21 protein-coding genes and 7 pseudogenes are annotated in these 25,657 nt (G+C 69.1%); 14 read left to right on the top strand and 14 right to left on the bottom strand.

Annotated elements, in window-relative coordinates; translation table 11 throughout:
• Nucleotides 1-77: 77 nt before the first annotated feature.
• On the top strand, nucleotides 78-896 hold the full coding sequence (locus tag OG395_RS02265; protein WP_327241353.1) for an enoyl-CoA hydratase/isomerase family protein: 819 nt from the start codon (nucleotides 78-80) through the stop codon (nucleotides 894-896).
• A 316-nt stretch (nucleotides 897-1,212) separates the two neighbouring features.
• Here the strand turns inward: OG395_RS02265 and OG395_RS02260 are convergent, their stop codons facing one another.
• The gene (locus tag OG395_RS02260) at nucleotides 1,213-1,545 is read right to left on the bottom strand and encodes a hypothetical protein (protein ID WP_327241352.1); all 333 of its coding nucleotides are present in this window, start codon (nucleotides 1,543-1,545) and stop codon (nucleotides 1,213-1,215) included.
• 62 nt (nucleotides 1,546-1,607) lie between these two features.
• A pseudogene (locus OG395_RS57975) lies at nucleotides 1,608-1,882 on the bottom strand (transposase).
• A 47-nt stretch (nucleotides 1,883-1,929) separates the two neighbouring features.
• Here OG395_RS57975 and OG395_RS02250 point away from each other — a divergent pair.
• Nucleotides 1,930-3,128: pseudogene (locus OG395_RS02250) on the top strand (RNA-guided endonuclease InsQ/TnpB family protein).
• Here the strand turns inward: OG395_RS02250 and OG395_RS02245 are convergent.
• The 3 genes and pseudogenes from OG395_RS02245 to OG395_RS02235 all read right to left on the bottom strand — a co-directional run.
• Complete coding sequence (locus tag OG395_RS02245; RefSeq protein WP_327241351.1) at nucleotides 3,087-3,338, bottom strand: hypothetical protein; 252 nt, start codon at nucleotides 3,336-3,338, stop codon at nucleotides 3,087-3,089. The pseudogene OG395_RS02250 and the gene OG395_RS02245 overlap by 42 nt on opposite strands.
• A 761-nt stretch (nucleotides 3,339-4,099) precedes the next feature.
• Complete coding sequence (tpg, locus tag OG395_RS02240; protein WP_327241350.1) at nucleotides 4,100-4,561, bottom strand: telomere-protecting terminal protein Tpg; 462 nt, start codon at nucleotides 4,559-4,561, stop codon at nucleotides 4,100-4,102.
• Between the two features lie 47 nt (nucleotides 4,562-4,608).
• Nucleotides 4,609-5,166, bottom strand: a pseudogene (locus OG395_RS02235) (helix-turn-helix domain-containing protein); the annotation flags it as partial.
• A gap of 189 nt (nucleotides 5,167-5,355) precedes the next feature.
• On the opposite strand from OG395_RS02235, the gene OG395_RS02230 reads away from it, so the two are divergent.
• Nucleotides 5,356-6,000 (top strand): GNAT family N-acetyltransferase, encoded by a 645-nt coding sequence (locus tag OG395_RS02230; protein WP_327241349.1) that lies wholly within the window; start codon nucleotides 5,356-5,358, stop codon nucleotides 5,998-6,000.
• A gap of 509 nt (nucleotides 6,001-6,509) precedes the next feature.
• Entirely contained in the window at nucleotides 6,510-6,800 is a 291-nt protein-coding gene (locus tag OG395_RS02225) for a hypothetical protein (protein WP_327241348.1), read from the top strand.
• 803 nt (nucleotides 6,801-7,603) lie between these two features.
• On the opposite strand, the gene OG395_RS02220 is transcribed toward OG395_RS02225, so the two are convergent.
• Complete coding sequence (locus OG395_RS02220; protein ID WP_327241347.1) at nucleotides 7,604-7,864, bottom strand: GntR family transcriptional regulator; 261 nt, start codon at nucleotides 7,862-7,864, stop codon at nucleotides 7,604-7,606.
• A 150-nt stretch (nucleotides 7,865-8,014) separates the two neighbouring features.
• Between OG395_RS02220 and OG395_RS02215 the strand changes: the two genes are divergently transcribed.
• From OG395_RS02215 to OG395_RS02185, 7 genes and pseudogenes are all read left to right on the top strand, one after another.
• The gene (locus OG395_RS02215) at nucleotides 8,015-8,218 is read left to right on the top strand and encodes a hypothetical protein (RefSeq protein WP_327241346.1); all 204 of its coding nucleotides are present in this window, start codon (nucleotides 8,015-8,017) and stop codon (nucleotides 8,216-8,218) included.
• Nucleotides 8,219-8,425: 207 nt separating this feature from the next.
• Nucleotides 8,426-8,524 (top strand): annotated as a pseudogene (locus OG395_RS02210) (IS5/IS1182 family transposase); the annotation flags it as partial.
• Between the two features lie 288 nt (nucleotides 8,525-8,812).
• Nucleotides 8,813-9,751 (top strand): ABC transporter ATP-binding protein, encoded by a 939-nt coding sequence (locus OG395_RS02205; protein WP_327241345.1) that lies wholly within the window; start codon nucleotides 8,813-8,815, stop codon nucleotides 9,749-9,751.
• Nucleotides 9,748-10,587, top strand: coding sequence for an ABC transporter permease (locus tag OG395_RS02200; protein WP_327241344.1), 840 nt, complete (start codon nucleotides 9,748-9,750; stop codon nucleotides 10,585-10,587). Before OG395_RS02205 ends, OG395_RS02200 begins: the two co-directional genes overlap by 4 nt.
• Before the next feature lie 27 nt (nucleotides 10,588-10,614).
• The gene (locus OG395_RS02195; protein ID WP_327241343.1) at nucleotides 10,615-11,895 is read left to right on the top strand and encodes a sensor histidine kinase; all 1,281 of its coding nucleotides are present in this window, start codon (nucleotides 10,615-10,617) and stop codon (nucleotides 11,893-11,895) included.
• The gene (locus OG395_RS02190; protein ID WP_327241342.1) at nucleotides 11,892-12,560 is read left to right on the top strand and encodes a response regulator transcription factor; all 669 of its coding nucleotides are present in this window, start codon (nucleotides 11,892-11,894) and stop codon (nucleotides 12,558-12,560) included. The genes OG395_RS02195 and OG395_RS02190 overlap by 4 nt, the downstream gene beginning before the upstream one ends.
• A 444-nt stretch (nucleotides 12,561-13,004) precedes the next feature.
• Complete coding sequence (locus OG395_RS02185) at nucleotides 13,005-14,348, top strand: endonuclease domain-containing protein (RefSeq protein ID WP_327241341.1); 1,344 nt, start codon at nucleotides 13,005-13,007, stop codon at nucleotides 14,346-14,348.
• Between the two features lie 798 nt (nucleotides 14,349-15,146).
• Here the strand turns inward: OG395_RS02185 and OG395_RS02175 are convergent.
• Nucleotides 15,147-15,386 (bottom strand): Smr/MutS family protein, encoded by a 240-nt coding sequence (locus OG395_RS02175; RefSeq protein WP_327241340.1) that lies wholly within the window; start codon nucleotides 15,384-15,386, stop codon nucleotides 15,147-15,149.
• Nucleotides 15,387-15,642: 256 nt separating this feature from the next.
• Here OG395_RS02175 and OG395_RS57970 point away from each other — a divergent pair, with 256 nt between their 5' ends.
• Entirely contained in the window at nucleotides 15,643-15,747 is a 105-nt protein-coding gene (locus OG395_RS57970; RefSeq protein WP_376343250.1) for a transposase, read from the top strand.
• Here OG395_RS57970 and OG395_RS02170 read toward each other — a convergent pair.
• The gene (locus tag OG395_RS02170; protein WP_327241339.1) at nucleotides 15,705-15,881 is read right to left on the bottom strand and encodes a helicase associated domain-containing protein; all 177 of its coding nucleotides are present in this window, start codon (nucleotides 15,879-15,881) and stop codon (nucleotides 15,705-15,707) included. The genes OG395_RS57970 and OG395_RS02170 overlap by 43 nt on opposite strands.
• 3 nt (nucleotides 15,882-15,884) lie before the next feature.
• Between OG395_RS02170 and OG395_RS57965 the strand changes: the two are divergent.
• Nucleotides 15,885-15,992: pseudogene (locus OG395_RS57965) on the top strand (IS982 family transposase); the annotation flags it as partial.
• 59 nt (nucleotides 15,993-16,051) lie between these two features.
• Here OG395_RS57965 and OG395_RS02165 read toward each other — a convergent pair.
• The 6 genes and pseudogenes from OG395_RS02165 to OG395_RS02140 all read right to left on the bottom strand — a co-directional run.
• Complete coding sequence (locus tag OG395_RS02165) at nucleotides 16,052-17,242, bottom strand: aspartate kinase (protein ID WP_327241338.1); 1,191 nt, start codon at nucleotides 17,240-17,242, stop codon at nucleotides 16,052-16,054.
• A 4-nt stretch (nucleotides 17,243-17,246) separates the two neighbouring features.
• A complete protein-coding gene (locus tag OG395_RS02160; RefSeq protein ID WP_327241337.1) occupies nucleotides 17,247-18,653 on the bottom strand; it encodes an aspartate aminotransferase family protein in 1,407 nt (468 codons plus the stop codon).
• Nucleotides 18,650-22,801: a Pls/PosA family non-ribosomal peptide synthetase gene (locus OG395_RS02155; RefSeq protein ID WP_327241336.1), complete on the bottom strand. Its 4,152-nt coding sequence runs from the start codon at nucleotides 22,799-22,801 to the stop codon at nucleotides 18,650-18,652. Before OG395_RS02155 ends, OG395_RS02160 begins: the two co-directional genes overlap by 4 nt.
• A 238-nt stretch (nucleotides 22,802-23,039) precedes the next feature.
• Nucleotides 23,040-24,344 (bottom strand): sensor histidine kinase, encoded by a 1,305-nt coding sequence (locus OG395_RS02150; protein WP_327241335.1) that lies wholly within the window; start codon nucleotides 24,342-24,344, stop codon nucleotides 23,040-23,042.
• Between the two features lies 1 nt (nucleotide 24,345).
• The gene (locus OG395_RS02145) at nucleotides 24,346-25,032 is read right to left on the bottom strand and encodes a response regulator transcription factor (protein ID WP_327241334.1); all 687 of its coding nucleotides are present in this window, start codon (nucleotides 25,030-25,032) and stop codon (nucleotides 24,346-24,348) included.
• Between the two features lie 170 nt (nucleotides 25,033-25,202).
• A pseudogene (locus OG395_RS02140) lies at nucleotides 25,203-25,343 on the bottom strand (IS6 family transposase); the annotation flags it as partial.
• Here OG395_RS02140 and OG395_RS02135 point away from each other — a divergent pair.
• Nucleotides 25,341-25,580 (top strand): annotated as a pseudogene (locus OG395_RS02135) (IS6 family transposase); the annotation flags it as partial. The pseudogenes OG395_RS02140 and OG395_RS02135 overlap by 3 nt on opposite strands.
• Between the last annotated feature and the right edge of the window lie 77 nt (nucleotides 25,581-25,657).

Genomic DNA, 25,657 nt, shown 5'->3' with positions numbered 1-25,657 from the left:
CGCCCCACTCTCGCCGAGATTTCCTACGTGAACAGCGCTTCTGTGCGCACCACTGTCCTCACAAGGAGGGACCCCGCATGAGTAACCACGAGCAGTTCGCCGTCGAAGAGGTCAGCCCGTCCTACTGGAGGGTGACCTTCTCCAACGGAGAGATCAACCTGATCGACCCCGACACCATCGAGCAGCTCGCGGAGCTGGTCACCCGCATCGAGCAGGCCCCGGATCTGACCGCCGTCGTCTTCCGCAGCAGCAACGCCGATTTCTTCATGGCGCACTGGGACTTCCAGGCGGACCGGTCTCGTGTGGCCGCCATGAAGCCGGCCCCCTCGGGTCTGCATCCGTTCGCCGACAACCTGTACCGGCTCGCTCAGGTGCCCGCTGTCACGATCAGCGAGATCAACGGCCGAGCCCGGGGCGCCGGCAGCGAGTTCGTCCTGGCGACGGACACCCGCTTCGCCGGGCCCGATGCCATCCTGGGACAGTTCGAAGTGAGCGTCGGATCCGTGCCCGGGGGCAACCCCAGCGGTCGGCTGCCTCATTTGGTGGGCCGTGGACGCGCCCTCGAGATCCTGCTGGGCGCCGACGACTTCCCAGCCGATCTTGCGGCAGAGTACGGCTATGTCAACCGCGTCGTGCCGGCGGGCGAACTGGAGCAGTTCGTCGACACCTTCGCCCGTCGTATCGCAGTCTTCGACAAGACTGCGGTCACCCGGATCAAGGCTCTGGTGGACGTCGAGTCCCTGCCGACGGCCGAGTCCTACGGGGCTAGCCTTCAGGCCTATTTCCAGACTGCCGGGCGACCCGAGAACGCGCACCGCGTACGCTCGCTGTTCGAACGCGGACTGCAGCGGCCAGACGGCGTGGAACTCGACCTCGGCCGCCGCGTGGCTGAGTAGCCCACGCGAACGGCCGCCGCGGTAGGACGCACCCGACTGCTCCGTAAACGCACCTGCACCGAACTTCATCCGGCCCGGCCCGGTGCCTCGGTACGGCAGGCAGGGATGCCCCCAGGGGGTGGCCCGCCTTGGCGGCCCATCCGCGGGCGGCGGTCAGGCCTTCTCCCCAGGCGACGTCGTAGTGGGACCAGATCATGCCGAGCTTCTCCAGCTGGATGATGCGGTCCTTGTCCATCGGTCACTGCCTCCTGTGGTCGGCTTCGTTGCGCGACAGCGGCCAAAGCTTCCCGGTACGACCGAAATACTCGCCTCGGGCTCAACTCTGCCGGGCGCGGGCGATGGTGTCGAAGACCCACTTATGAAACACAAGCCGCGGGAAGAACCGGCCTTCGACATCGAACTTGAGAGAAAAAGATGGGCTCATTCTCAAATCCCGGTGCACGGTGCGGACGCAAACGAAGGTGTCGGGACGGTGCCGGCCCGATCCGACGGGGCCGATTTGATTGATCCTCGCGTGAATACGGTTCCCGTGGACCAGGGCGGCACAGCCGTGTTCCCTGGCCTTCGATACCGGGACGCTGCCGGCCCAGCGGCTGAACTCGTCGAGATACCCATGCCCGGACAGCTCCCGCAGGGTGATCTTCTCCATCCCTCTTCTTCGGAGGGAATCCCCGCCTTCAGGATCGGAATGCCTCGCCCGCGGAGCCGCGCTCAGTCGGGCCGCTTCTGGTTCTCGATGCAGTCCTTGACCACGTGGAGGGGTGCGCCGCCGCATGACCCCGCGAAGTAGGAGCCGGACCAGAAGCGGCCGTGCATGATGGCCTGGTTGACGTGGCCGGTGAACTCCTCTCTTCGCAGCGTGTCAGTATCTCGTCGTTGAAGACGGTCCGCCGGTACCTGGTGACGAACACCAATTGCGTGTGGAGGTGGTGGACGACGTGACGGCCGCGCCGTATGTCGGGGTTTGGTTCCCAGCGTGGTGACATGAACCAATGTTACGGTTAAGGTCGATTCGAGTCGGAGGGTGGGCTGAATGATCCGTGCGTACACGTTCCTCCTGCGGCCCACCGCCCGGCAGGACCAGGCCCTTCGCGAGATGCTGCGCGATCACTGCTCGCTCTACAACGGCGCGTTGCAAGAGCGTCGTGACGCCTACCGGCACGCCTCGAAGACGACGGTCCGATACGGGCAGCAGTCCGTGCAGCTCAAGGAGATCCGGGCATGCGACCCGGAGCGTCAGGGCCGCTGGTCGTTCTCCAGCCAGCAGGCCACCCTGCGCCGGCTGGACAAGGCGTTCGCCGCGTTCTTCCGCCGTGTCAAGGCCGGTGAGAAGCCGGGCTATCCGCGTTTTCGCACAGTGGGCCGGTTCGACACGGTGGAGTTCCCCAGGGACGGAGACGGCTGCCGTTGGGATGCCACCGCGCACGACCCGGTCACGCGGGTGCGCCTGCAAGGTGTCGGGCACGTCAAGGTGCACCAGCACCGGCCCGTGGTCGGCCATGTCAAGACCGTCTCGGTCAAGCGTGAGGGCAAGCGCTGGTATGTGATCCTGACCGCTGAGCGGCCCCGGCCCGAGCCGCTGCCCGCGACCGGCAGCGTGGTCGGCATCGACCTGGGCATTGCCAACTTCCTCGCCGGCTCGAACGGCGAGTTCGTGCCCAACCCGCGTCACGGGCGAAAGGCCGCAGCGAAGCTCGAAGCAGCTCAGCAGGCACTGAGCAGGTGCAAGCGCGGAAGCAAGCGCCGCCGCAAGGCGGTAGAGGCTGTGGCACGTCTGCACCGCAAGGTGCGGTGCCAGCGCCTCGACCACGCCCACAAGACCGCCCTCGGCCTCGTGCGGGAACACGACCTCATCGCGCACGAAGACCTCAAGATCCGCAACATGAGCAAGGCCCCGAACCGAAGCCCGACCCCGACCAGCCGGGCAGCTTCCTGCCCAACGGGGCCGCGGCCAAGGCCGGGCTCAACCGCTCGATATCGGATGCCGGATGGGGGGTGTTCCTCGCGATCCTGAACGCAAAGGCTGAGAGTGCCGGGCGGGAAGTGATCGCCGTGGACCCTCGCAACACCTCCCGGCGATGCCCCGAATGCGGGCATACCACCAAGGAGAACCGGCCCACACAGGAGACGTTCCACTGCGTCTCGTGCGGCCACAGCGCGCACGCGGACACCGTCGGTGCTCTCAACGTCCTACGGGCCGGGCTGGTCCGTCGCGAAGCCCAACCGGCATAGCGAGAAGCCACCCCGTTCACGGGGTGGAGGAGTCACCCGCACATCCTCCGGACCGTCGAGGAACACCATGAGCTGCGGCACCCCCCTGCGGCGCCGCCAGTGAGCGGGGAGACCCTGGACGCCGCAGTCCAGCACGCGCAGGACGTCCGCGCGCACCGCGGGGCCCAGCGACTGGAGTTCTCTCAGCATGTATTCGCCGTCCTCGTTCACCCCACAAGCGTCCACGAGAAGGACCACCAACTCAACAATGCGGTCAGCGGCCTGCGTTCGTTTCCATCCAGGGCACCGCTGGGCGTTCGCCAGGGGCCTTGGTGACAGTAGGTCTGCTTTTGTGGCAACTATCCGTGCTTCGACTCACCAACTGTGCCGAGGCTCGGTAGTTGTCACCGACGGCACCGCATAGGCTGCACAGAAACCAGGTCGAAGCAGCCGGACTGTCACCAGAGAGGCGCTGGAGTTGTCACACATAGCCGATCACTGGTCTTCCTGTCGCCGGGGCGCAGTGTGACTCGCGACGACCTCATCGCCATGCTCCGCGAACAGACGCCGGCATGCGGGCCTGCACGTAACGCCTTGATCGCCGGGGCTGACTTCGTCGTCTGGGACGGCCTGGTCCCGGCCAACCGGCACGCGGGCGTTTTCCGGAGTCGAATGCACCACTCCTTGAAGCGTGGCCACACGATCGATGGCCTGGCCGACAGTGTCGACATCCTTCTGCGAGCCGGGGAAGAGCCGCTTCGTACCGGATCCATCGACGCGGTGGACAGGTCATCCTGGTTCACGATCTTCCTGAACTCCACGGCGACAGTAGTGGTGGCCTGCTGCGGCGGACGCCGACCCACCACCATGGAGTCGACCGACCCCCCCGAGTCCGGCGCCCAACCTCGCAGGTGACAACAAGCCTGCCTATGTGACAACTATCGCGCTTTGGCTCACCAACTGAAGTGCTCAATCGGGGCTTCGTTGCTGTGTCAGAAGCTGAGTTCTACGTAGTCGATGTCGGTGAATTCGACCAGGAGCCCGTCGGCACGGCGGCCGCGGTCCTTGAAGTACTCCTGTTGGAGTCCTTCGGCGAGGACGGCCCGGAGCTGCTGCTCAGGGGCACCGGCAGCCTGTGCGTCGAAGAGGCGGGCTGCGTAGGTGGCGGGAAGGTGCTGGGTGAGGCGCCGGATGCGTCCGTCGTCCGTGCTGCCCGGCGCGGCGGTGAACCCGAACCGCGCTCTCGTTTCCACGATGATGCCGGTGAAGATGGCCGCGTTCTTCTTCGCGTTCTCCTTTACCCGCGGTTGCCACCGTGTGCGGACCTTATCGGCGAGCCGGGCCGCGAGCTGTGCACGCGGCGTCTTGATCCGGTCCCTGACGTACCGCTCGGCGGTGCGCTGGGACACCCCCAGCAAGTCGGCCACCGGCCTGGTGCCCTTCAGTCGTTTCACCAGGAACCGCACCTGCGCGCCCGCCGATCTCGGGATCGGCCGGGTGGCTCGTCGAAGGCGAAGACCCGGTCCGGGAAGCAGTCCAGGACGTGCTCGATGCGGTCGAGCTTGGCGTCGCGCTCGGGGTCCGGAGATTCCTTCCACGTCTTGGTGTGCTGGAAGGTGATACCGCGGCGGGCGAGGAGGCAGCGTAATGCCTCGCGGCCGATGCGGATGATCCGACCGTGGATTTTCCGCAGGTACGCGACCAATTTGCGCAGTGACCAGCGGGTGAAGGGCTGGCCGAGCTTGACCGGTCGGGTGGTGGCTGTCTGGATGATGAAGTTCTCGTCGTCAGAGCTGAGCAGGCGGGGACGGCCTCCCGCCCACTGAGGGTCCAGACAGGCCAGGCCGATCTCGTTGAACTTGTGGATCACGTCGCGGACGGTGTCCTCGTCGGCCTGCACCAGCTGGGCGATCACCGGTACCCGGTTCCCGCCGGCCGAGGCCAGCAGCATCATCGCCTGTCGGTAGCGCACCGAACTCGTGCTGCCCCGACGCACGATTCGCTGCAGCAGCTGCCCCTCCTGGTCGGTCAGTCTGTGCGCACGGACAGGCTCAGCCACCGCGCCTCCAGCGGTCGGACCGGACGTCACCGCACATCCAACCGCCACGACCACCAACCTGGCGAACCTGTGCGGTCACAGCACTAGCGAAGAACTTCTGACTCAGGTCACTCGGGTCCCGTCTGCCGTGGGCCGTCCGGGGACGGAATTGACTGGTCCGCCGGTCCCGGTGGCCGGTAGCATCCGCCCGTGATCGAGGACGTGGCAGAGGCTGTGGCTGGGCGCCTTGCCGGGGAGGAACCGGAGGACGGGGACGGGGGATCGGCCCGGGAGGTCTGCTGGCGGGGTAGGGGTGTCGTCTTCGCGTCGCTCGACGTTGACGACGCGGAGCTGGTCCACGTCTGGCGCGCCGACCCCGTGGCTGCCCATGAGGTCGGCATGTGGCCGCGTTCTCTCTCTGCGGTGCGCGAGCGCATCGAGCGCGACCGCGACGAGCACGACCGTGACGACTTCCTCGTCCTGCTCCCCGACGGCACGCCGATCGGCCACATCGCCCTGACAGACCAGGACATGGTCGACGGCACAGCCGAGATCATGCTGATGCTGGACCCCGACCACCGGGGCCGGGGCTATGGCGTGGACGCTGTGGACGCGCTTGTCGACCTCGCCTTCGGTGAACTGCCCATGCAGCGCGTCCAGGCTGTCACCCACACCACCAACACCGCGGCTCTCGGCGTCCTGGACAGGGCCGGGTTCGTCCAGGAGGGGGTGCGCCGCTCAGCCTGTCTGCACCGCGGCCGCCGGTACGACGTCGCGGTGCTGGCCCTGCTCCGGGACGAGTGGCAGGCTCTTATCCGACCCCGGTCCTGGGACGTGCCGGTCACCGGACAGTGACCTGAGTCAGGGAACCTTGGCGGTTCAAATCTTGGGCGGCGTGATCTTCGCTGCGCTGCCCTTGGACCCCGTGGTCTGGGACCTACAGGACGGATCTCTGGCGATCCCTGACCTAGGGCGTTTCGTTTGGATCACCGTTCCGCTGCGCCCGGTATTGACCGGCAGGATGACAGGCGGCGGAACATGTATCCGGCGTCGCCCGCGTATCCGACGCGCACATCCGGAACTGATCGCTGCCTGTTGGCGTGGTGGCGTTTATGGCACAGGGTGGGAGCACGATGGGCGAGGAGCCGACGTGGGCAGAGCTGCTGCTTACCCTTCTCCTCATGGCGGCCGTCCCCACCATCATCGGAGGGGCGGTGCTCTTGTCCCTTGTCGGACTGACGATGTGGGTGACAGCACCGCTGCGGCGGCGCAGGCGTGCCCGGTCCGAGAACGACTAGGACCTCTCGTTTGGATCAAGGTGGGGGCGAGTTACGGCGGGCGTTGCCGGGTGGCAGTCTGGGGCGATGCTCCCCTGGAACAGCTCCACCGAGAGCGATCTGCGGCGTCTGCTCAATGAGTGGGACCCGATCGGCGTCGCTGACTTCGTGCAGGACGAGTACGACTGCATGCTCGCCCCTTTGCTCCAGCAGCTCCGCGCCGGTGCTGGCCAGGCGGAGATCGGCGAGTACCTGCGGCAGGAGCTAGAGGATCACTTCGGCCTCGATCCCAATTTCCAGCGGACGGACGCGGTGGCCGCCGGAGTGATTGGCTGGTGGGCAGCTGCCAGCCCGGCCGATGGCACTGGACGCATGTAGCCGCTGCTTCCAGTCCGTCTGATCGTTGGTCCGGGGATCACCGTGAGGCCCGCCACCCGGTGGGGCCAAATGAGACCGGAACACCCCCCGAACGCTCCCGTAAGCCCCCAACCCTGGGGCCAACTCAAGCCGAAAAGTGGAGCCGGATCAGACCGCCAAAGCCACCTGCTGGCAGCCCCGATGGCAGAACCCTCACGGCTGGTCGCCCAACGCCTCGGAGGAAGACGACTGGTGGGACTTCGCCGGCACCGTCCCCGTCATCGCCACCCACCTCGACCAGCTCCGCATCCACGGTCCGCACGGGCCGGTGTGGTGGCGCTTCGGCCACAGCGACTGGCAGCCGATCACCGACGCCCTCACCGACAACGGCACCGAAGGCGCTCTCTGTGAGGCTTTCGGGGTGCCGCAGAATCCACCCGGAGACCGTCCGAGGGGTCGGCGGCCTGAGCTCCGGGGGCCGCCAACTGTCGCCTTGGCACCGCAGGCTGCGCGCTCCGGGCACTTGAGGCAGTGGCTGTGGCCAGTGCTGGGCTTGTTGCTGCAGTTTCGGCAGCGGTTCCCCGCCATGCCTTCTCTCCGGCGGGCGTGGGAGGTAGGAAGATCCCGCATCCTGGCCAGGATGTCGGCCCTCAGCCAGGCCGGTCTGCGGGGGTGCAGATCTGGCACGCCTCAATGTCAGGCTCGCCGGCGGGACCGTATCAGCTGCACATCGTCACGAACGTGCAGTAGGCCGGGCAGCGACAGTCACTCCTGGGTGTAATTGTCGCCGCATCCTTCGGGCTGCTGGCCGCGGTGAAGTGAAGTCACTCCTGGGGTGCGCCGCCAGCCGGGGGCAGAGGGCGTGCGACGAACGACCCGAGCCCGGGTTCCGTGTAGATCAGTCCGTCCTCGCGCAGCGCCCGGTGCACCTTCTGCCCGGTCGCCGCGGCGATCCCGAACTCGGCCTGGAGCTGTAGCACCGACGGCACGCGGGTGCGCGGCGCGTAGGTGCCGTCCGCGATCCGTTGCCGGATCACTTCGGCGACCTGGCGCCACCGTGGCTGGTCAGGAGCAAATTCGATCACCCGGCCAAGCTAGGCAGGCCATAGCGCAGCACGCGAGATATGCCATATCTAGCATGCCGTAGCACGCTATGCTGCAGTCACACGAAGACCCTCCCTGCAGCCGATGGCACGGCCCCGGGGGCGTGGACACCGGCAGTGGGAGCTGATGACGTGCCTGAGAACACCGGCCCAATGGCGGCCGAGCGCAGGGCCGAAGACGCCGCCGTCCAGACCGCATACAGCGGGTTCATCCGCCACACCCAGGCGTGCACCGAGTGCCGCACGGGAGGCATGGACTGCACGGACGCCAGTGAGCTGCGGCGGGTGTACCGGGTGTACCGGGTGGCGAAGCGGCGCGCGGGGGAGGATCGATGATCTGCGAGCGCCGATGACTTTGGCCGAGACGGAGACCCGCGACATGCCTGGCGAGTCCGGCACAGGCTGCACGCTCTACCTCCACAGGGGCCGCTGCCCCGTGCCGGCCCCGCCGCGCCCCCGGACGTACTCGCCCCGCGACCGCTGAATTTTCGCCCGTACCCGGGGCCGGCGTCGGCCAGGGTGCGGGCGGGGTTCGGTGCGTTCACTGCCAGCTCCGAAGCCATGATCCACGTCGCCTCTATCGACAATCTCGCCAAGCGCATGACGGACGAGACCACACCGACCTGGCGAGGAACCTGCTAGGGCATAAGAGGCAATTCGCCCACGCTAAACGCCCTCTCAGGGAGATCTGGGTGGTCACCCCCTTGTTTGCTGGTGGACGAGTTGGCCTGGGAGTCTGACAGGCAGGCCAGGCCCTGGGGGCGGCCGACGAGCACGGAAGGCACCGCAGGTAGTCGGGTAGTACCGCGGTACTACGCGCCCGGCGTAGTTCAGCCTCCCGGTACCACCGGATTGGGGTGATTCGGCTCCTAGCGTGGCCGGTGAGGCGTCGGAAGCGACGGACGCCGGAGCCCGACAGGGAGAACGCGAATGATCGACGCACGGCAGTTGACCAAGAGGTACGGCGAGAAGACGGCCGTCGACGGGTTGGACTTCGTCGTGAGGCCGGGCACGGTGACCGGCTTTCTGGGGCCCAACGGCGCGGGCAAGTCCACGACGATGCGCATGATCGTCGGCCTCGACGCCCCGACGAGCGGATCCGTCACCGTGAACGGCCACCGCTACGCCCACCACCAGGCACCGCTCCAGGAGGTCGGTGCCCTCCTGGAGGCGAAGTCGATCCACCCAGGCCGCTCGGCGTACAACCACCTCAGGGCCCTCGCGCTGACCCACGGCATTCCGGGCCGCCGGGTCGACGAGGTCATCGACCTCGCCGGACTGGGCAGCGTGGCGAAAAAGCGGGCCGGCGCCTTCTCCCTCGGGATGGGCCAGCGGCTGGGCATCGCGGCGGCGCTGCTGGGCGATCCGCAGACGGTGATGCTGGACGAGCCGGTCAACGGGCTGGACCCGGAGGGTGTGCTCTGGATCCGCAACCTGCTGAAGACGCTCGCCGACGAGGGCCGGACGGTGTTCGTGTCCTCGCACCTGATGAGCGAGATGGCTCTGGTCGCGGACCACCTGATCATCGTGGGGCGCGGGCAGCTGCTGGCCGACACGACCGTGGCAGACCTGATCCGCGAGGCGGGCGGCGACACGGTGAAGGTCGCGACGCAGGACCCGGCGCGGCTGCGGGACGTGCTGACGGGGCCTGGCGTCGACGTCACCGGCCGGATCGGCTCCGAGGAGCTGCAGGTGACCGGGCTGACCGCCCGCGAGATCGGGCTGAAGGCCGCGGAGCACGGGATTGCGCTGTTCGAGCTGAGCGCGCGGACCGTGTCGCTGGAGGAGGCATTCATGGACCTGACCAGGGATGCCGTGGAGTACCACGGCTCCACGACCGGGATCGAGACCCTCGGGAGGCCCGCATGAGCACCCTCACCGCAACCGTCGAGGAACCCCGGACCACCCCCGCCCGCCCCGCCTACCGGGTGACCGGACGGCGCGTGCTCTCCTCCGAATGGGCCAAGCTGTGGTCCCTGCGCTCGACCTGGATCACCCTGGGCCTGGGCCTGCTGTTCCTGGTGGCCTTCGGCCTGATCGCCGCGAGCCGCTACAAGTCGGGGATCAACTCCGGCCACCTGGACCGGGACTTCGCCGATTCGACGGCCGTGAGCCTGTCCCTCTTCGGTACGAACTTCGCCCAGCTGGCCCTGGGCGTGCTCGGCGTGCTGGTCACGGCGGGGGAGTACTCGACCGGCATGATCCGCTCGACGCTCGCGGCGGTGCCCCGCCGGCTGCCCGTACTGTGGTCCAAGGCGGCCGTGTTCGGGCTGGTCGCGCTGGCGTTGGGGACCGTCGGTGCGTTCGTCACCTTCTTGGTCGGGAGCGGGATCGTCTCGGGCACGCCCGCGGCCATGGGTCTCTCGCACGCGGGTGTGCTGCGGAGTCTGCTGGGCGCCGGGCTGTATCTCGGCCTGGTCGGGGTGATCGGTGCCGCGCTGGGCGCGCTGCTGCGGTCGGTGGCCGGCGGGATCTCGGTGCTGGTGGCCACCCTGATGCTGATCCCGGGCCTGATCTCCCTGCTGCCGAGCTCCTGGCGGGACGACATCAGCCCCTACCTGCCGTCCAACGCGGGAGAGTCGATGTTCGCGCTGACCCACGACTCCACGACCCTGTCGCCGGCCGCAGGGCTGCTGGTCTTCCTCAGCTGGACGGCACTGGCGCTGGCGGGCGCGGCGTACCGGCTCGCGCGCAGCGACGTCTGACGCCTGCACCATGGACAGGTGACGTCCGTGACCACCGATGACATCAGCGGGATGGGACCGCTGGTCGCCCGTCTGTCCCGGGGCGGCCAGCGGTTGAGGCAGGCCGACCAGGCACATCCGTGGGTGCTGGACACCGCGGTCGTGGTCCTGGTCTTCCTCATGTTCTGCCTGCCCGACCTGCTCCACGGCGTTGTGGACGACGGCGACGGCCCGCGCCGGTTCCGGCTCGCCTTCACTCAGCTGCCCGTCGCGGGAATTCTGGTACTGCAGGCCGGACTGGTACTGCCCCTGCTGTGGCGGCGGCGCAAGCCCGTGGCGGCCTTCGGTGTCATCGCCGCGGTGTTCGTCGTCCAATGGTCCCTGGGCGCGGCGCTGCGCGCGGACGTCGCCCTCTTCGTCGCCCTGTACAGCCTGGCCCTGCACGGGCAGCTGCGGCAGCTGCCGTGGGCCTGTGCGGCCATGGCAGGCGCCATGGCGCTGGTCGCGGTACGCGCGTCCTCGGCCGTCTCCGTCTGGGACGCGCTGTTCTTCCTGCTGAGCACGGCGACCGCGGCTCTCGCGCTCGGCCTGATGGTACGCATCCGCCGGGCCCAGCTCGCCGGACTGCGAGAACGGGCCGCCCGGCTGGAGATCGAGCGCGACCAGCGCAGCAGGCTGGCCACGGCCACCGAACGCACCCGTGTCGCCCGCGAGATGCACGACATCGTCGGCCACAACCTGTCCGTCATCATCACGCTCGCCGACGCCGGCGCTTACGCCACCGACATCGCCCCCGAACGTGGCAAGGAGGCCCTCCAGCTTATCGGTGACACCGGCCGACAGGCCCTCGGCGAGCTGCGGCGCGTGCTCGGCGTGCTACGCGAGGCGGCGGACGGTCCCCGGGGCGGCCCCGAACTCAGCCCACAGCCCGGCATCGCGGACATCGAAGCGTTGTGCGCCAAGGTGCGCGCCGCCGGTCTTGAGGTCGTTTATCGGACCTCCGGCGACGTGGACGCCCTGGACAGTGGCGTGCAGCTGACGGCGTATCGCATCGTCCAGGAAGCCCTCACCAACACCCTGAAGCACACCGACACCGGCACCCGGGTGCACCTGGCGATCCTCGTCGAGGACAGCCGGCTGAACATCCGGGTCCGGGACACCGGCTCGGCCACACCCTCCGGACCGCCGAACGAGGAAGGACACGGCCTGGTGGGCATGCGGGAGAGAGCGGCTCTGTACGGTGGGACCGTCAGCGCGGGGCCGACCGGCGGCGGAGGATGGAGCGTCGAGGCCGTACTCGACCTCACACCCCAAGGCGGTGACCGATGACCACCGTGCTCATCGTGGACGACCAGCCGCTGCAACGCTACGGCTTCCACATGCTCCTGGACTCCGTAGCCGAGACCGACGTCGTCGGTGAGGCCGCCCACGGCGCCGAGGCCGTCCGCAAGGCCGCCGAACTGCGCCCGGACGTGGTCCTGATGGACGTCCGCATGCCGGGCATGGACGGCATCGAAGCCACCCGCCGCATCGTCGCCGCCGGCGACCGCTCGCGCATCCTCGTGCTCACCACCTTCGACCTCGACGAGTACGTCCATGCCGCCCTCCGCGCCGGCGCCAGTGGCTTCCTCCTCAAGGACGCGCGCCCCGAAGAACTCCTCGCCGGCATCCGCGCCGTCGCCGCCGGTGACGCCGTCATCGCGCCTGCCCTCACCCGCCGCATCCTGGACGAGTTCGCCCGCTACGTCCCTGCCCACCGCCAAGACTCCGCCGAGGATCCGAGACTCGGCTCCCTCACCGACCGCGAACGCGAGATCCTCGTCGCCGTCGGCAAGGGCTGGACCAACGGCGAGATCGCCACCCGCTTCGTCCTGTCCGAGTCCACCGTCAAGACCCACGTCGGCCGCGTCCTCGCCAAAATCGGCGCCCGCGACCGCATCCAAGCCGTGATCTTCGCCTACGACCACGGCCTCGCCCGGCCCAACGTGGACTGAACCGACGAGCGGCGGCCGGGAAGCCTGCTTCCACCGACCGCGCGGCAGCGTACCGCCGCCAACGCCTCGCACCAGCTGCGCACTCCACTGACCGGACTTCAGCTCACCGCTGGAGGCGGGCCTCGCGCAGGACGACAATGCCCGGCTGCGCCCCGCCCTGGCGGAGGCGCTGGCCACCACCCGCCGGCTGCACGGCACGGTGGAGGAGGTGCTACGGCTGCCCCGTTCCCGCGGCCTGCTCGGCGCGGCCGTCGTGATCGGTGTCGGTGGCCCGCACCCCGTACACGAACGTCGAGTGCTTCATCGGATGGTGCCGCCCGGCGCGGTGAGTGGATCGCCGCCTGCCTCACCGACCTGGAGACCGAGTACGTCACCGCCGTCTGCTCCAGCAGCGTGTCGATCACCGACTATCGGTATGTCGGTGCCGGCCGTTAGCCTGTGGGTATGTCAGAGCGTGTCATCGCGGGCCATAGGGGCGGCCTGATCACTCTGGGCGCCGCGGACGCTCTGTGGGCCGACTTGACGACCGACAGCGCTGTGCCGGCGGCTTCTGCGGCGTTCACCTGCTCTCCTGCCAATGCCCGGGCGGGGTACGTCCTGCTCGGCGGCCGTGTGGTGGCGACGGTGAAGGCAAGCGGCGGCCAGTGGAGTGTTCCGGAGATTGAGGTGCGCGGGGCGGCAGCGGAACTGAACGCGGTTGAGATGGACCGCCAGGACCTGGTCCGCATCGGTCCGTTCCGTAGCGCGAAGCAGAACGAGAAAACGCCGCTGCGATGGCGCCAGCGCATCACCCGGGAACTCCAGGAGCTGGGCGACCCCGAGCGGGCAGCACAACCTGAAGGCGGCCGGCCGCACCATCTGGCGGGAATCGACTGGCGGCGGATACTCGTGGAACAAACCCGCGGCCACACGGCGCGGACATGGTGGCTGCCGCGCGCCGTGGTCAGACTGCTGGACGCGGCCGAGCACACCGAAACGCAGTGGCTGCAAGCCGCACGGACCCGCCAGAAAGGCGCAGCCGCCACCGAGCCGCCCTCCCACCACCGGCAGACCCTGGCCGCCGACGGCCGGCAGACGACGAGCCCCCACTGCCCAACCACCCCACCGCGCTCGTACAACGGAGAACTGCAAGGCCACCTGTACTCGACGCTCAGCAGGAAACCCGGCATTTCCCGCAAGGTGGCTGAGTGGACTTGCGCCATCTGTCGCACCGCACCCGCCGCCGTACTCGACCACTGCCATGAACACGGCTACGTCCGCGCCCCCGTCTGCCACTCCTGCAACACACAAGAACGACCCGACCACCTGTACAGCAACGACATCCGCGTGGCCAGCCACTACACACGCCTCTTCCACACCCACACGGCCGACTGGCTCCACCACTGGCATCGTTGCCCCGGCTGCCGCGCCCGCACCACCCTCCCACTGCCACACCTCGCCGCATGGACCGCGCACATAGCCTGCCGGTCACTGCGCCCGACCCACCGCGACCCCCGCGGCTCCCGCGCACGCAAACCCTGCGGTGTGCTGCGCGTGTCCTGGACGGGCAGCCAGAACACGCCCCGTTCCTGCCTGCTCACTGTCGCCGTCGACTTCTGCCCCTCCGGCGAGCACCGTGTCCTGGCGCGAGTCCCCTACCGCGAAGCCGTCGAGCGGTTTGGCACCTGGCTGGCCGAGACCGCCCCTGCCGTTGCTGCCGCGGCCGGACCCGACCGCCTGGACGGCCTCCCCACCCGGTTCCGGCCAGTCATCGCGGACACCAGCAGTGAGGGCCTGGCGCTGTTCTGAGCAAACAGCGGGCGCCTTCTCAAGCGTCTGGCCGCAGGTTCGAGTCCTGCCGGGAGCATTGCCTGACGCCGTCCGCGCGTTCACCGTGTTGTTCTGGTGGCGGCCGACGGGCGGGCTCTTCTCGGTATGCGTCCGCGTCGTGTTGCTCGGCGTTCAGGGTTTCCGGCTCGGCTAAGACGTTTCTGCCGGGTCACCTCGCGGTCCGGATGAGGGGGCGCGAGGGAGCCCGGCTCGGTCATCTTCATGTGCCGTTCGACGTGGCTCTCGCACGGCGCGCTACCAAGCCGATCGCTGACGACGTCAGCGAGCCGCAGCTGCGGGACTTGCACCGGCCGCTGGATCTCCGCCCGGTGGAGTGGAGACAGCCATCGGCACCGGGCCGGCCTACGCCACATCGGTGACCGGCGAGGCCGGGCCGACGAGCCCATCCCTCTTCTTCGGAGGGAATCCCCGCCTTCAGGCGGGGAGGGAATCCGATCCTGACCCCTGCGGCGCGGAGCGCCGCAGGGGCGCACGTGATGCGATCCGGGCATGGCGGCAGGGGCCGTCGGACCGCGCGGCGGCACGGGTGACCGTCCGACTCCGCGGCGGCGTGTACAGGCGGACGCGAAGCTTCACGCTCGAAGCGCAGGACTCTGGTTCACCCGGGCCGGCCGGTCACCTACGCCGCCTCTGGAACGGCGATGTCGGCGGCATTGAGCCGGAATCTGATCCTGCCCTTGCCCCGCAGACCGCGGTTGGGGCGATCAGCGTGTGGCGTTCGGGCGTGAGGCCGTTCTCCCGTTGGGTGGTCCGGTCTTACGGCTTGAGGTGGACTATGATTCTGCCGTCGTTGGTCGGGTCTGTCTCGAAGCGTTCGTACAGCTTCTTGATGTGTGGCTGGTTGAGGAACGCGAGCACGCGTTTCTTCAGTTTTCCCGAGCCCTTGCCCGGAATGATCTCCATCGTGGTCTCGCCGCTGCGCGCTGCCTTGAATATGGCCTGACGCAGGGCCAGTTCGATGTCCCGGTTGTTGCGGAAGATCGGGTGCAGATCCACGGTGAGCAACGTGCAGCCTCCTGTTGTGTTCCGGCCACGCGAAAGGCCGCAGCTTGTCGGGCAAGGCTACGCGGCGCCGTCCGGGCACCGGCCCCCGTTCCGATACGTCACCGGTTCCTGCCCGGGGTGGGTGGTTGTGAGGTTCCCCCGAGATGCGGGGAAAGGTGACAGCAGGTCAGATGGGTCTCATGAGAGGAGCCCAGACGTGGCCTGCCCCGAGGAAATATCCGCTGGAGTTGCGTAGCGTGCGGTGCGGATGTATCGGACCGCCGAGCCGAAGCCCGTCATCCGCCGCATGGCCGAGGAACTCGGCGTGCATCACGAGGCCCTGCGCAACTGGATCCGCCAGGCCAACGGATAGGCTCCCTCGGCGTGTTCGTAGGGCACGTCCAGGCAGCCCTCGCGGTCGAAGTAGCGGCGTGCCGCGTCGTAGCCGCGGGCCCAGTCCTGGCGTTCGGTGTCGAGGATCTGGAACTTGACCCACTTCGCGACCATCACAGGGTCCCTGGGGGCCGCGAAACGAAGCAGCAGCCGAGACTCGCGAGCTGGCACAACGACCACACCGGACAGCCAGTACTGCGATCACTAACCGCCTTCGACCACTGACCCCTTGGAATCGATCATTTGGGCCGGACGGTGTGCTGGAGGGGTTTGGCCGGTTCTGGTCATGGCTGCAGGGTCAGTTGGCCGTTGTGTCGTGGGACCGGTGGTTGCGGCGTGTGGGTGAGGAACGCCTTGTGTAGCGCGCGAACGGTGTCGGCAAGGTGGGAGGGAGGGCACATGAGGGTGATTCGTGTGTCCGTCATGGTCATGGGTGTGAACGGGATCCCGGCGCGTGTCAGGGTTCTGCGGAGTGTCGCGAGTGTTTCAGGGTGGGCGCACAGGCCGGACCCGATCAGTGAGGCGGTAGCGGTGTACTCGTCGTAGGGGACGTCGCCGTGTCCGGTGTGCAGGGGATACGAGCGCGGGGTGGACCATCCGGCGGCGGTGGATGTGGTTGCGTGGAGGCGCAGGGTTGCCGGTGCCGGTTCGGGGCGGCCGGGCAGAGTGATCTTGGTGTTGTGGGGGTTGTGGGTTATGGCGATGACGGTCGGGCTCTGCTGCGCGTACGTGACGTCGAAGAACTCGTCGGACACGATGGTTCCGGGGCAGTGGTCGTAGGATGAACGGACGTGGAGGGGCACGCCGTGCTTTTGGGCGTATTCCACGCTGGACAGGGCCAGTACCTTTGCGCCGCCGGCTGCCATTTCGCACATGTGCTGGTGAGTGAGGCAGGCCAGTGGCCGGGCTTCGGGGACGACTTTGGGGTCTGCGGTGTAGACCCCGGACACGTCGGTGTAGATCTCGCAGACGTCGGCCTTGAGTGCGGCTGCGAGGGCGACTGCGGTGGTGTCGGAGCCGCCGCGGCCGAGGGTGGTGACGTCGGCGCCGCCGTAGATCAGCCCCTGGAAGCCGGCTACCAGTGGGACGACGCCGCGGTCGAGTGCGTTGCGGACCCGGTATGGATGGACATCAATGATGTCGGCGCTGCCGTGGGTGTGCGAGGTGAGGATGCCGGTCTGCCAGCCGGTGAAGGAACAGGCCTCGGTGCCGAGGGCGTTGAGGGCCATGGCGGTCAGCGCGTTGGAGGCCTGTTCGCCCGTGGCCAGGAGGGCGTCGAGTTCCCGTGGGGGAGGAGCGGCGGTGATGTTCCGTGCGTCCGTCAGGAGCTGGTCCGTGGTGCCGCCCATGGCGGACATCACCACGACGACGTCGTGTCCCGCGTGGTGGGCGGCCGCGATGCGCTGGGCGACGGCCTTGATCCTGTCCAGGCTCGGGATGGAGGATCCGCCGTACTTCTGGACGAGCAGAGCCATGACGTCAGACGCCTTCTTTGGTGGAGCCGGCGAACGTCTTCGATGTGCAGGCTTGGACGACGTCGACGAGGATCGTGGTGGCGGTATCGATCACGTCGGCGGTGACGTTGAGCGGGGGCAGGATGCGGATGACGGCGTCCTCGCGCCCGCCGCGTTCGACGATGAGGCCGCGCCGCAGCGCTTGCGTCTGCACGGTTGCCGCGAGCTGCGGGGCGGGCCGTCCGTCGTCGTCGGGGCGGGCCAGTTCGATGCCCCACATCAGGCCGCGGCCGCGTACGTCGCGGACCCAGGGGTCGGTGACGAGTTCGCCGAGCGCGTTCGCGATCTGCTCGCTTCTGCGCCGTACGTTCCCCAGGACGTCGTCCCGGCGGAAGATGCGAATGGTCTCCACTCCTGCGGCGAAGGCGAGTTGGTTGCCGCGGAAGGTGCCGATGTGGGCGCCGGGCGCCCAGGTGTCGAGGGCGGCGTCGTAGAGGATGAGCGAGACCGGGATGCCGATGCCGGTGAGGGCCTTGGACAATACGATCACGTCGGGTTCGATGCCGTACTGCTCGAACGCGAACCAGGTGCCGGTGCGCCCGCAGCCGGTCTGCACCTCGTCGACGATCAAAGGGATGCGCAGGGCGCGGGTGATCACCCGCACGCGTCGCAGGAAGTCGGGGTGCGCGATGACCACGCCGCCTTCGCCCTGCACCACTTCCACGATGACGGCAGCGGGCAGCGGGACGCCGCCGAGGCTGTCGGTGAGTATCTGCTCTAGTTGGTCGGCGCACTCCTGCGGGCCGAGGCGGCTCGCTGGTCCCGCTGGGTACGGGCCGAGGGAGCCGTAGGGGAGGAAGTGGACACCGGGCATCCCGTCGTGGACAGGCGTCTTCTGTGAGACCAGCCCGCTGACGGCCATGGCGCCGTGCGTGCTGCCGTGGAAGCCGCCGCGGAAGGCGATGACACCCCCGCGACCGGTGGCGGTCTTGCAGAGCTTGAGGGCTGCCTCGACGGCGTTGGCTCCGGTGGGGCCGCAGAAGTGCACTTTCATCCGGGTGCGCAGGCGCGGCGACAGCATGGAGAGCTGGGCCTGGGTGAAGGCGTCCTTGACGGGGGTGGGGAAGTCCAGGCCGTGGGTGAGGGCGCTGAGTTGCCGGATCACGCTGCGGACGATCTCCGGGTGGTTGTGGCCAAGGGAGAGGACGCCCGCGCCGGCGAGGAAGTCGATGAAGACGTTCCCGTCGACGTCCTGGACGAAGCTCCCCGATCCCTCGGCGAGCGCGATGGGCAGGTGGCGGGGGTAGGTGCGGGCCCGCGACTCCCACTGTTCCTGACGCGCCAGCAGTGCTGCCGAACGTGGGCCGGGCAGCTCGCCGGCCACGTGCGGCCGTACCGGTCCGCGGGTTCCTGTGTGCAGTGGCGTGATCATGATGGGCCTCCCTGGGAGAAGGCGGAGAGCTGAGAAGGAAGACCGGGACCGGGATCGCGGTCCTGCGCCGTGCTGGTTGTGGACGCGCGGTCGTGGCGGGGCGCGGCGGGGATGCCCCGCCAGCGGGTGCCGTCCGGCAGGCATTCGCCCTTCATCACCAGGGACAGCGCGTCCAGGCGGGCACCGGCTCCGACGCGTGCGTCGTACAGGACGACGGAACGGAGTCCGATCGAGGCGCCGTCATCGACGGTGACCCGGTCCATCTTCATCACGCGGTCCTCGAACAGGTGGGTCTGCAGCGAGGTGAATTCGCCGACGGCGGCGTCGTCACCGACGTGGACCAGGTCGAACTCGGTCATGAAGGTCGTGGCGATCCAGACCCGGCGTCCGATGCGGGCGCCGAACATGCGCATCACCGTGCCCATCCACGGCGTGCCGGTGAGCAGGCTCACCATGACCGGCACCACGAGGTTCTCGTACAGGCCGGTGACCAGTTCCGTGCGCCGCACCCAGATGCTCCACAGGGGCTCCACGCGTGGCCGGTACGGTCCCACGACCGCCCACTTGACTGCCACGGCAGCCACCGTGCAGCCGAGACCGGCGCCCAGGAGCAGGGCGGGGCCGAGTATCACCACCACCGCGGGCGAGAGGGAACCCACCATGTGCAGTGCGGCGAACAGGACGCCGAGGACGCTCAGCGCGCTGACCGTCGCCGGAAGGGTGATCCGGAAGTACTCGATGGCCAGGCGCGCCGCGACAAGGCCGCGGCTCGGTGTGTAGGTCAGTTTCGCGGGGAAGGCCTGGCTCGCCTCGCGGCGGGGCAGGAAGATCGCCGGTGAACCGAGCCAGGTCGTCTCCGGGTCCATGGGCCTGGTCGGCGCGAGCGAGTGCACCCCGAGGAGGCTGTTGTCGCCGAGCCGGCAGGAGCCGGGCACCAGCGCGCCGTTACCGACGAAGCTTCGCCGTCCGATCTGCGCCGGGGCCAGGGCAATACGGCCCCGGTGGAAGATCGCCGGGCCCACGACGCTGACGTCGGCCAGGAAACTGCCTTCGCCGACAACGAGCATGTCGGGATCGACGAAGTTCACGGTGGCGACCTCGGCCCAGCGCCCCGTCCGTGCGCCCATCGCCCGCAGGAACGGCACGAGATAGAGGGTGGAGTACAGGGCCTGAGTCATGGTCAGGCTGATGAGCATCAGGCCGTCGCTGATCCACTTGCGCACCCCGAAAGCGCTGCGCTCGTGGTGGATCCCGGCGTGTGGTGCGGCGGGCATCACGATGCGTTTGGTTACGAGGGCGAAGAGGCAGGTGGCCAGGGGAACCAGCGGACCGGCCGCTGCCGCTGCCGCCAGGGCCCACACCAAGCCGTACCGCCAGGCGGTGTACTCCACCAGCGCCGAGGCGGAACCGAAGATCACCATCGGGCCCAGCACGAGCAGCAGCGCCCCCGCGCCGTACCCGGCGAGCACCCGCGCGGGCCAGGGTTCGTGGTCGGCTCGGGCTTCCAGGTCCCGCAGCAGTGCCGGCACGGTGTCCTGCCGGGTGGCCGGGGAGCCGGCCCAGTGCTCACCGGGCGGCACGACGCAGTCCTCCGGCACGAGCGACTGCTCGCCCACACTGGCGCCGTCGCCGATCACGGCCCCCGGCAGCACCACGCTGTTGGTCCCCACGAAGCACCCCGACCCGATCCGGATCGTTCCCAGGCGCAGGCGCCCGGACTCGACGGTGTAGGTCTGCAGCCTGGCCCCGTAGCCGATGCTCGTCCCCGCGCCGATCCGCAGCAGCGACGGTGGCGCCAGCATCGCCTGCAGGTGGCAGTGGCTGCCGATTTGCGCGCCGAGCAGGCGCAGGCACACGGCGAGCAGCGGAGAGCCGGCCAGCAGCCGCAGCGGCGTCAGCGCGAGGACCTTGCTCTGCATCCAGAACCGCCAGTACGTCACACCCCACAGCGGATAACGCCCCGGGCCGACCCCGGCCATCAGCAGTCGGCTCACTGGCAGCGGCAGCACCAGCAAGGTGATCGCGAGCCATCCGATCTCCAGTAGCGTGATCGCCGGGACCGGCAACCGGACGAGGTGGTCCAGGACTCCGGCGGTGGACGCCGGCACCCGGGTGTGCCCGGAGCGGAACAGCCGGTAGAACAAGACGGTCATCGCGAGTCCGGGCAGGAACAACCATGCGTACAGTCCGGCGAGCTGTGCCACGCCGCAGACCATCACCCGGGTCGTGGAGTGGTTCAGGGGAGCCGGGGCCGCCTCGGTAGTGGCCGGCGGCCCGGCCTGCGGCTCGGTGGCGAGGGCCTCGATGCAGGATGCCAGGCCCCTGAGGGTGGGGTGGGCGTACAGGTCCCCCATGGCCACGTCCCGCAGTTGGGGGTCCTGCCGCATCCGCGAGACCAGGCGGGCAGCGGTCATGGAGTGCCCGCCCAGGTCGCAGAAGAAGTCCTCCGTCACCGAGATCCCGTCGCACCCGAGCACGTCGGACCACAATCCGGCCAGCCGCTGTTCCAGCGGTGTCGCGGGGGCGGCGCGCGGTCGCGAGCGCCGGGTCAGCGGGGGCGAGATCGGGGCGGGAAGCGCGGCGCGGTCGACCTTGTCCGCGGCCAGCAGAGGGAACGCGGAAAGCACCTCCAGGTGCGCAGGCACCATGTATCCCGGCAGTCTGCCCTGCAGCCGGATCCGCAGACGCTCCCGCAGGTCTGCCTCCGAGACAGTGTCCGGCGCGGCGGCGAGGGTGACGTAGCCGACGAGGTCCTGAGCGGAGCCGTCGCGCTCCAGCGGCGTGACGACCGCGTTTTCCACCGCATCGTCCTCGCGCAGCACTTCCTCGATCTCCGCCAGTTCGATGCGGTAGCCGCGGATCTTCACCTGCGTGTCGACCCGGCCCAGGTACTCGATCTCGCCGGTCGTGGTGCGCCGTCCACGGTCCCCGGTGCGGTAGACCCGCGGGGCGGCCGCGCGGTCCCGGGCCACCGGGTTGGGGACGAACCGCTCCGCGGTGAGGGCGGGCCGGTTGACGTAGCCGATCGCCACGCCCGGGCCCCCGATGCAGATTTCCCCGGGCTCCCCTGTCGGAACGGCGCGAAGCGATTCGTCCAGGATATAGAGCCGGTACGTGGGCAGCGGGGCGCCGATGGTGACCGGCCGGTGCGGCACGGGTTCGCTGCAGCTAGCAGTCACCGTCGTCTCGGTCGGACCGTACGCGTTAAGAATGCGTACGTTGGGGCGCCACCAGCGGCGCACCAGGTCGGCGGGGCACGCCTCGCCGCTCAGGAGCAAGGTGCGCAGACGCGGCAGCTCCGGCTCGAGAGTCGCCAGCAGGGTGGGCACGCAGCACAGCACGGTGATACCGCGCTCGGCCAAAAACGCGGTGAGGTCCGGGCCCGCGATCCGGCCCCCGGCCGGCCCCGCGACCAGCGTCGCCCCCGCGATCCAAGCCGGCCAGATCTCCTCCAACGCGAAGTCGAAGGCGATCGACAGGCCCTGATAGACCCGGTCCCGACCGGTCACGCGGTAGAACGGCGTGACCACCCGCAGGAAGTTCACGATGCTCGCGTGCGAGACCACCACGCCCTTGGGCCGTCCGGTGGTGCCCGATGTGTAGATGACGTAGCACGGAGAGGAGGGGGCGATCTCGACACCGGGCCGACCGGCCGGCAGCGCGGCCAGCCGATCGACCACGCGGTCCACCTCCAGCACCGCGCACGGCAGGTGCAGGGTCCGGTCGGACAAGGATGACGACGTCACGAAGTCGCGCAGCCCCGCGTCCCGAACGATGAACTCCAGCCGGTCGGCCGGGAACGCCGGATCCAGTGGCACATAGCTCGCCCCCGACTTGATCACGCCGAGCAGCGCCACATAGGAGTCCAGGGACCGGTCGAGCAGAATGCCCACGCCGTCGCCCGGCCCCACCCCTCGCGCCAGAAGCAACCGGGCCAGCCGATTCGCCTGCCGGTCGAGCTCGGCGTAGGAGAGCCGTTCCGCACCGCACTCCACGGCGGTGCACTCCGGGCCCCTGTCGCATGCGCGCTCGAAGCACTCGTTCAGGAGTCGCACATCGGACCAGAACTGACTACTTGCCTCTGGGGGCCCATCCTGTACGGCGGCACAGGCCTCGTCGGGCGGTGGCAGTTCCCTCTGCCCTGTCATCGCTACCGTCTCCCTCTGCAGCGAACCGCTCCCGGGTTGCTGTCCGGTATGACCGCGACGCGGCGATCCCCGATCACGGGACTCTGCCGACATCAATCACGCTATCGAGCACCTGGTTAGCGTCCGCTGTGGGGAGGGTTAGGCCACGGTTAAAGCGTGCGTTTGAGCGTCCGCACTTCAACGTCGCCGAGGTCGCAATCATCGACAAGCGCCGCCTGCCAAGCGCGGGTGCCTGCGGTCAGGCCAGGTCAGAGCCTGAGTTCTGCGGGTTCGGCCGGGGGATGAGCCAGGTGAAGCAGGGACGCGGGGCCCGGCGGGAGACAAACAGCCGCCCCCCTTCGGCCTCCACCAGGGATCGGGCGAGCGTCAGCCCGAGGCCGTGCTCTTCGCCCGCCGGGCGGCGGGCGAAGACGTCCTGGCCTTCGGGCAGCCCCGGGCCCTGGTCTTCGACATCGACGGCCAGGACCTCGCTGGCGTCCCTGGCCCGCACGGTCACCTCTCCCCGGCCGTGGGACGCGGCGTTGGCGATCAGCACATCGAGTACCTGGAAAGCGGCTTGCCGGGAACCGACGGCCGGCGGCAGGTCGTCCTCGACCACCACCCGCAGCCGACGGCCCGCCACCGCGAGATCGTCCCACCATCGCCCTCGGGCTTCCGCGAGCAGAGCCGCTACATCCAGCAAGGTTCGCTCCGGTACGTCGCGCGCCAGGGCCAGCAGGTCGTCCACGATCGTCGTCATATGGTCCAGCGACTCCAGCGCTGCACGCATCGCTGCGTGCGGGTCGGAGGGTGGACTGACGGTGAGTTCGCTCTCCAGCTCCAGGCGCGTACGGGCCAGCGCGGTGCGCAACTGGTGGGATGCATCGGCGCTGAAGGCCCGCTCCCGCTGCAGCAGCCGGTCAAGCCGGTCGGCGGCACGGTTCAAGGCGATGGCAACCGCGTCGGCCTCCGGCAGCCCGCAGGTGGCGGCCCGCGCGGTCAGTTCACCGTTCTCCAGTCGCCGCGCGGTCGCCGCCAGCGCCTCGAACGGCTGCGCCAGTCTCCTGCTGGACCGCACGGACACCAGGGCCGCGGCGCCGACGGCCAAGGCTCCGAGCCCTCCCATGGCAAGCCAGGTGAGCGCCGAACGGCGCCACGCCCACGCGCCGCTACGGCTGACCTGAACCGCACCGCGCACACGCTTGGCGGACCCCACCGGCACCGCCACGACCAGGTTCCCGCCGACCTGGCGGGACTGCGCGGAGCCCGCCAGGGCAGCCCGTACAGCGGCATCACCATTCGCCGGCCCCGAACCGGTCACCAGACGTGCTCTGGTGTCGTACACCGCCAGCCGTGTGCCGGACCGCAGACGCGGCAACTCACGCGGGTCGAGCTCCCGAACCTGCGTGGGGAGGGTCAGCGCGGCACGGTCGGCAGCCCGTTCCAGCTCACGGATCTCGTCCTGCTGGTACAGGCGCAGCACCGCCACTGCCAGCGGAACGGCGAACAGCAACAGCGCGCATAGCACCGCGACGACCGTGGCCTGCAGGATGCGGCGGCGCACCTCAGGCGTCCGACGGGGGCTCGAGACGGTACCCGAAGTGCCGCAGCGTGGTGATGTGCACCAGGTCCCCCAGCTTGCGGCGCAGCGCCGCGACGTGCACGTCCAGGGTCTTGGTCGAGCCGAACCAGTTCTCGTCCCAGACCCGGCTCATCAGTTCCTCCCTGCTTACCGCCTGTCCCGATGCCGCCGCCAGCACGGCCAGCAGGTCGAACTCCTTCGGCCGCAGTTCCACCTCACCCTCGGGCGTCAGGCACCGCCGCGCCGCGCGGTCGATCACCAGCCGCCCATGCACGAGGCCCGCCGCTTCCGCCGTGTCGCCGCCGTCCGCCGCCCGCCGCAGGTGCGCCGTCACCCGCGCCACGAGCTCGGCGAGTCGGAACGGCTTGGTGAGGTAGTCGTCGGCGCCCGACTCCAGCGCCTGGATGACGTCCAATTCCCCGGTGCGGGCCGTCAGCACCACCAGCACCGCGCCCGGCAGCCGGTCCCGCAGCCGCTGGCACAGCTCGAAGCCGTCCACGTCCGGCAGCCCCAGGTCGAGCAGCAGCAGGTCGACGCCGCCATCGGCGGCCCTGGCCAGAGCTGCCGCGCCGTCCTGGCACCAGTCGCTGTCATGTCCGACATTGCGCAGCGAGGCCGCAAGCTTGGGTCCGATAGAGGCGTCGTCCTCCACGATCACGATGTGCGCCACACCACGAACGCTAACCACACAATCACGCACTGACCACTTGCCAACCCGCCTGCGCTCGCGTCGCGAACTCCAGCGCCACACGGGTGTCCGAGGCCCCGGCATTTCTGCTGCGTGTGCAGTGCGGACCCCCGTCCTCGCTATCCGGGCCCTGACCCCGGATCTTGGACACCGGAGAGACTTGGATCTTGAAGGTGCTCGACGGAAGGCATCACCTCGCGGTGCGCGACCCCGTAACTGCGGAGCTTGTCCGTGACCACCACTCGCGGCACCGAGCGCGTCTTCTTGAGGAGCTTGCGGAAGAAACGCTTGGCCTCAACAACCGGGCCGAGAACTCCCACCAGCCGACCCGGCAACGAGAACGCGCCATGAAGGGCTTCCGCAGCGTCGGCGGAGCCCAGCGGTTCCTGTCCGCGTTCAGCGGCATCTCACCCCACTTCCGACTCCGACGCCACCTGATGACCGCCACCGACCACCGCGCCGAAATGACCGTCCGCTTCGCGATCTGGGAGCAGATCACCGGCACTGCCGGCCTGCCCGCCACGGCCTGAGTGCGGAGCCGGAACCGACCCCAGCACGCCCCGGCACCCCGCCAAGCGCCAACACCTTCGACAACGTGACAACGCCA

The organism is Streptomyces sp. NBC_01320 (assembly GCF_035974375.1).
GTDB lineage: Bacteria > Actinomycetota > Actinomycetes > Streptomycetales > Streptomycetaceae > Streptomyces > Streptomyces yanii.
Note: the sequence above shows the minus strand (reverse complement) of the source record. Positions and strands in the feature narration are given on the sequence as shown.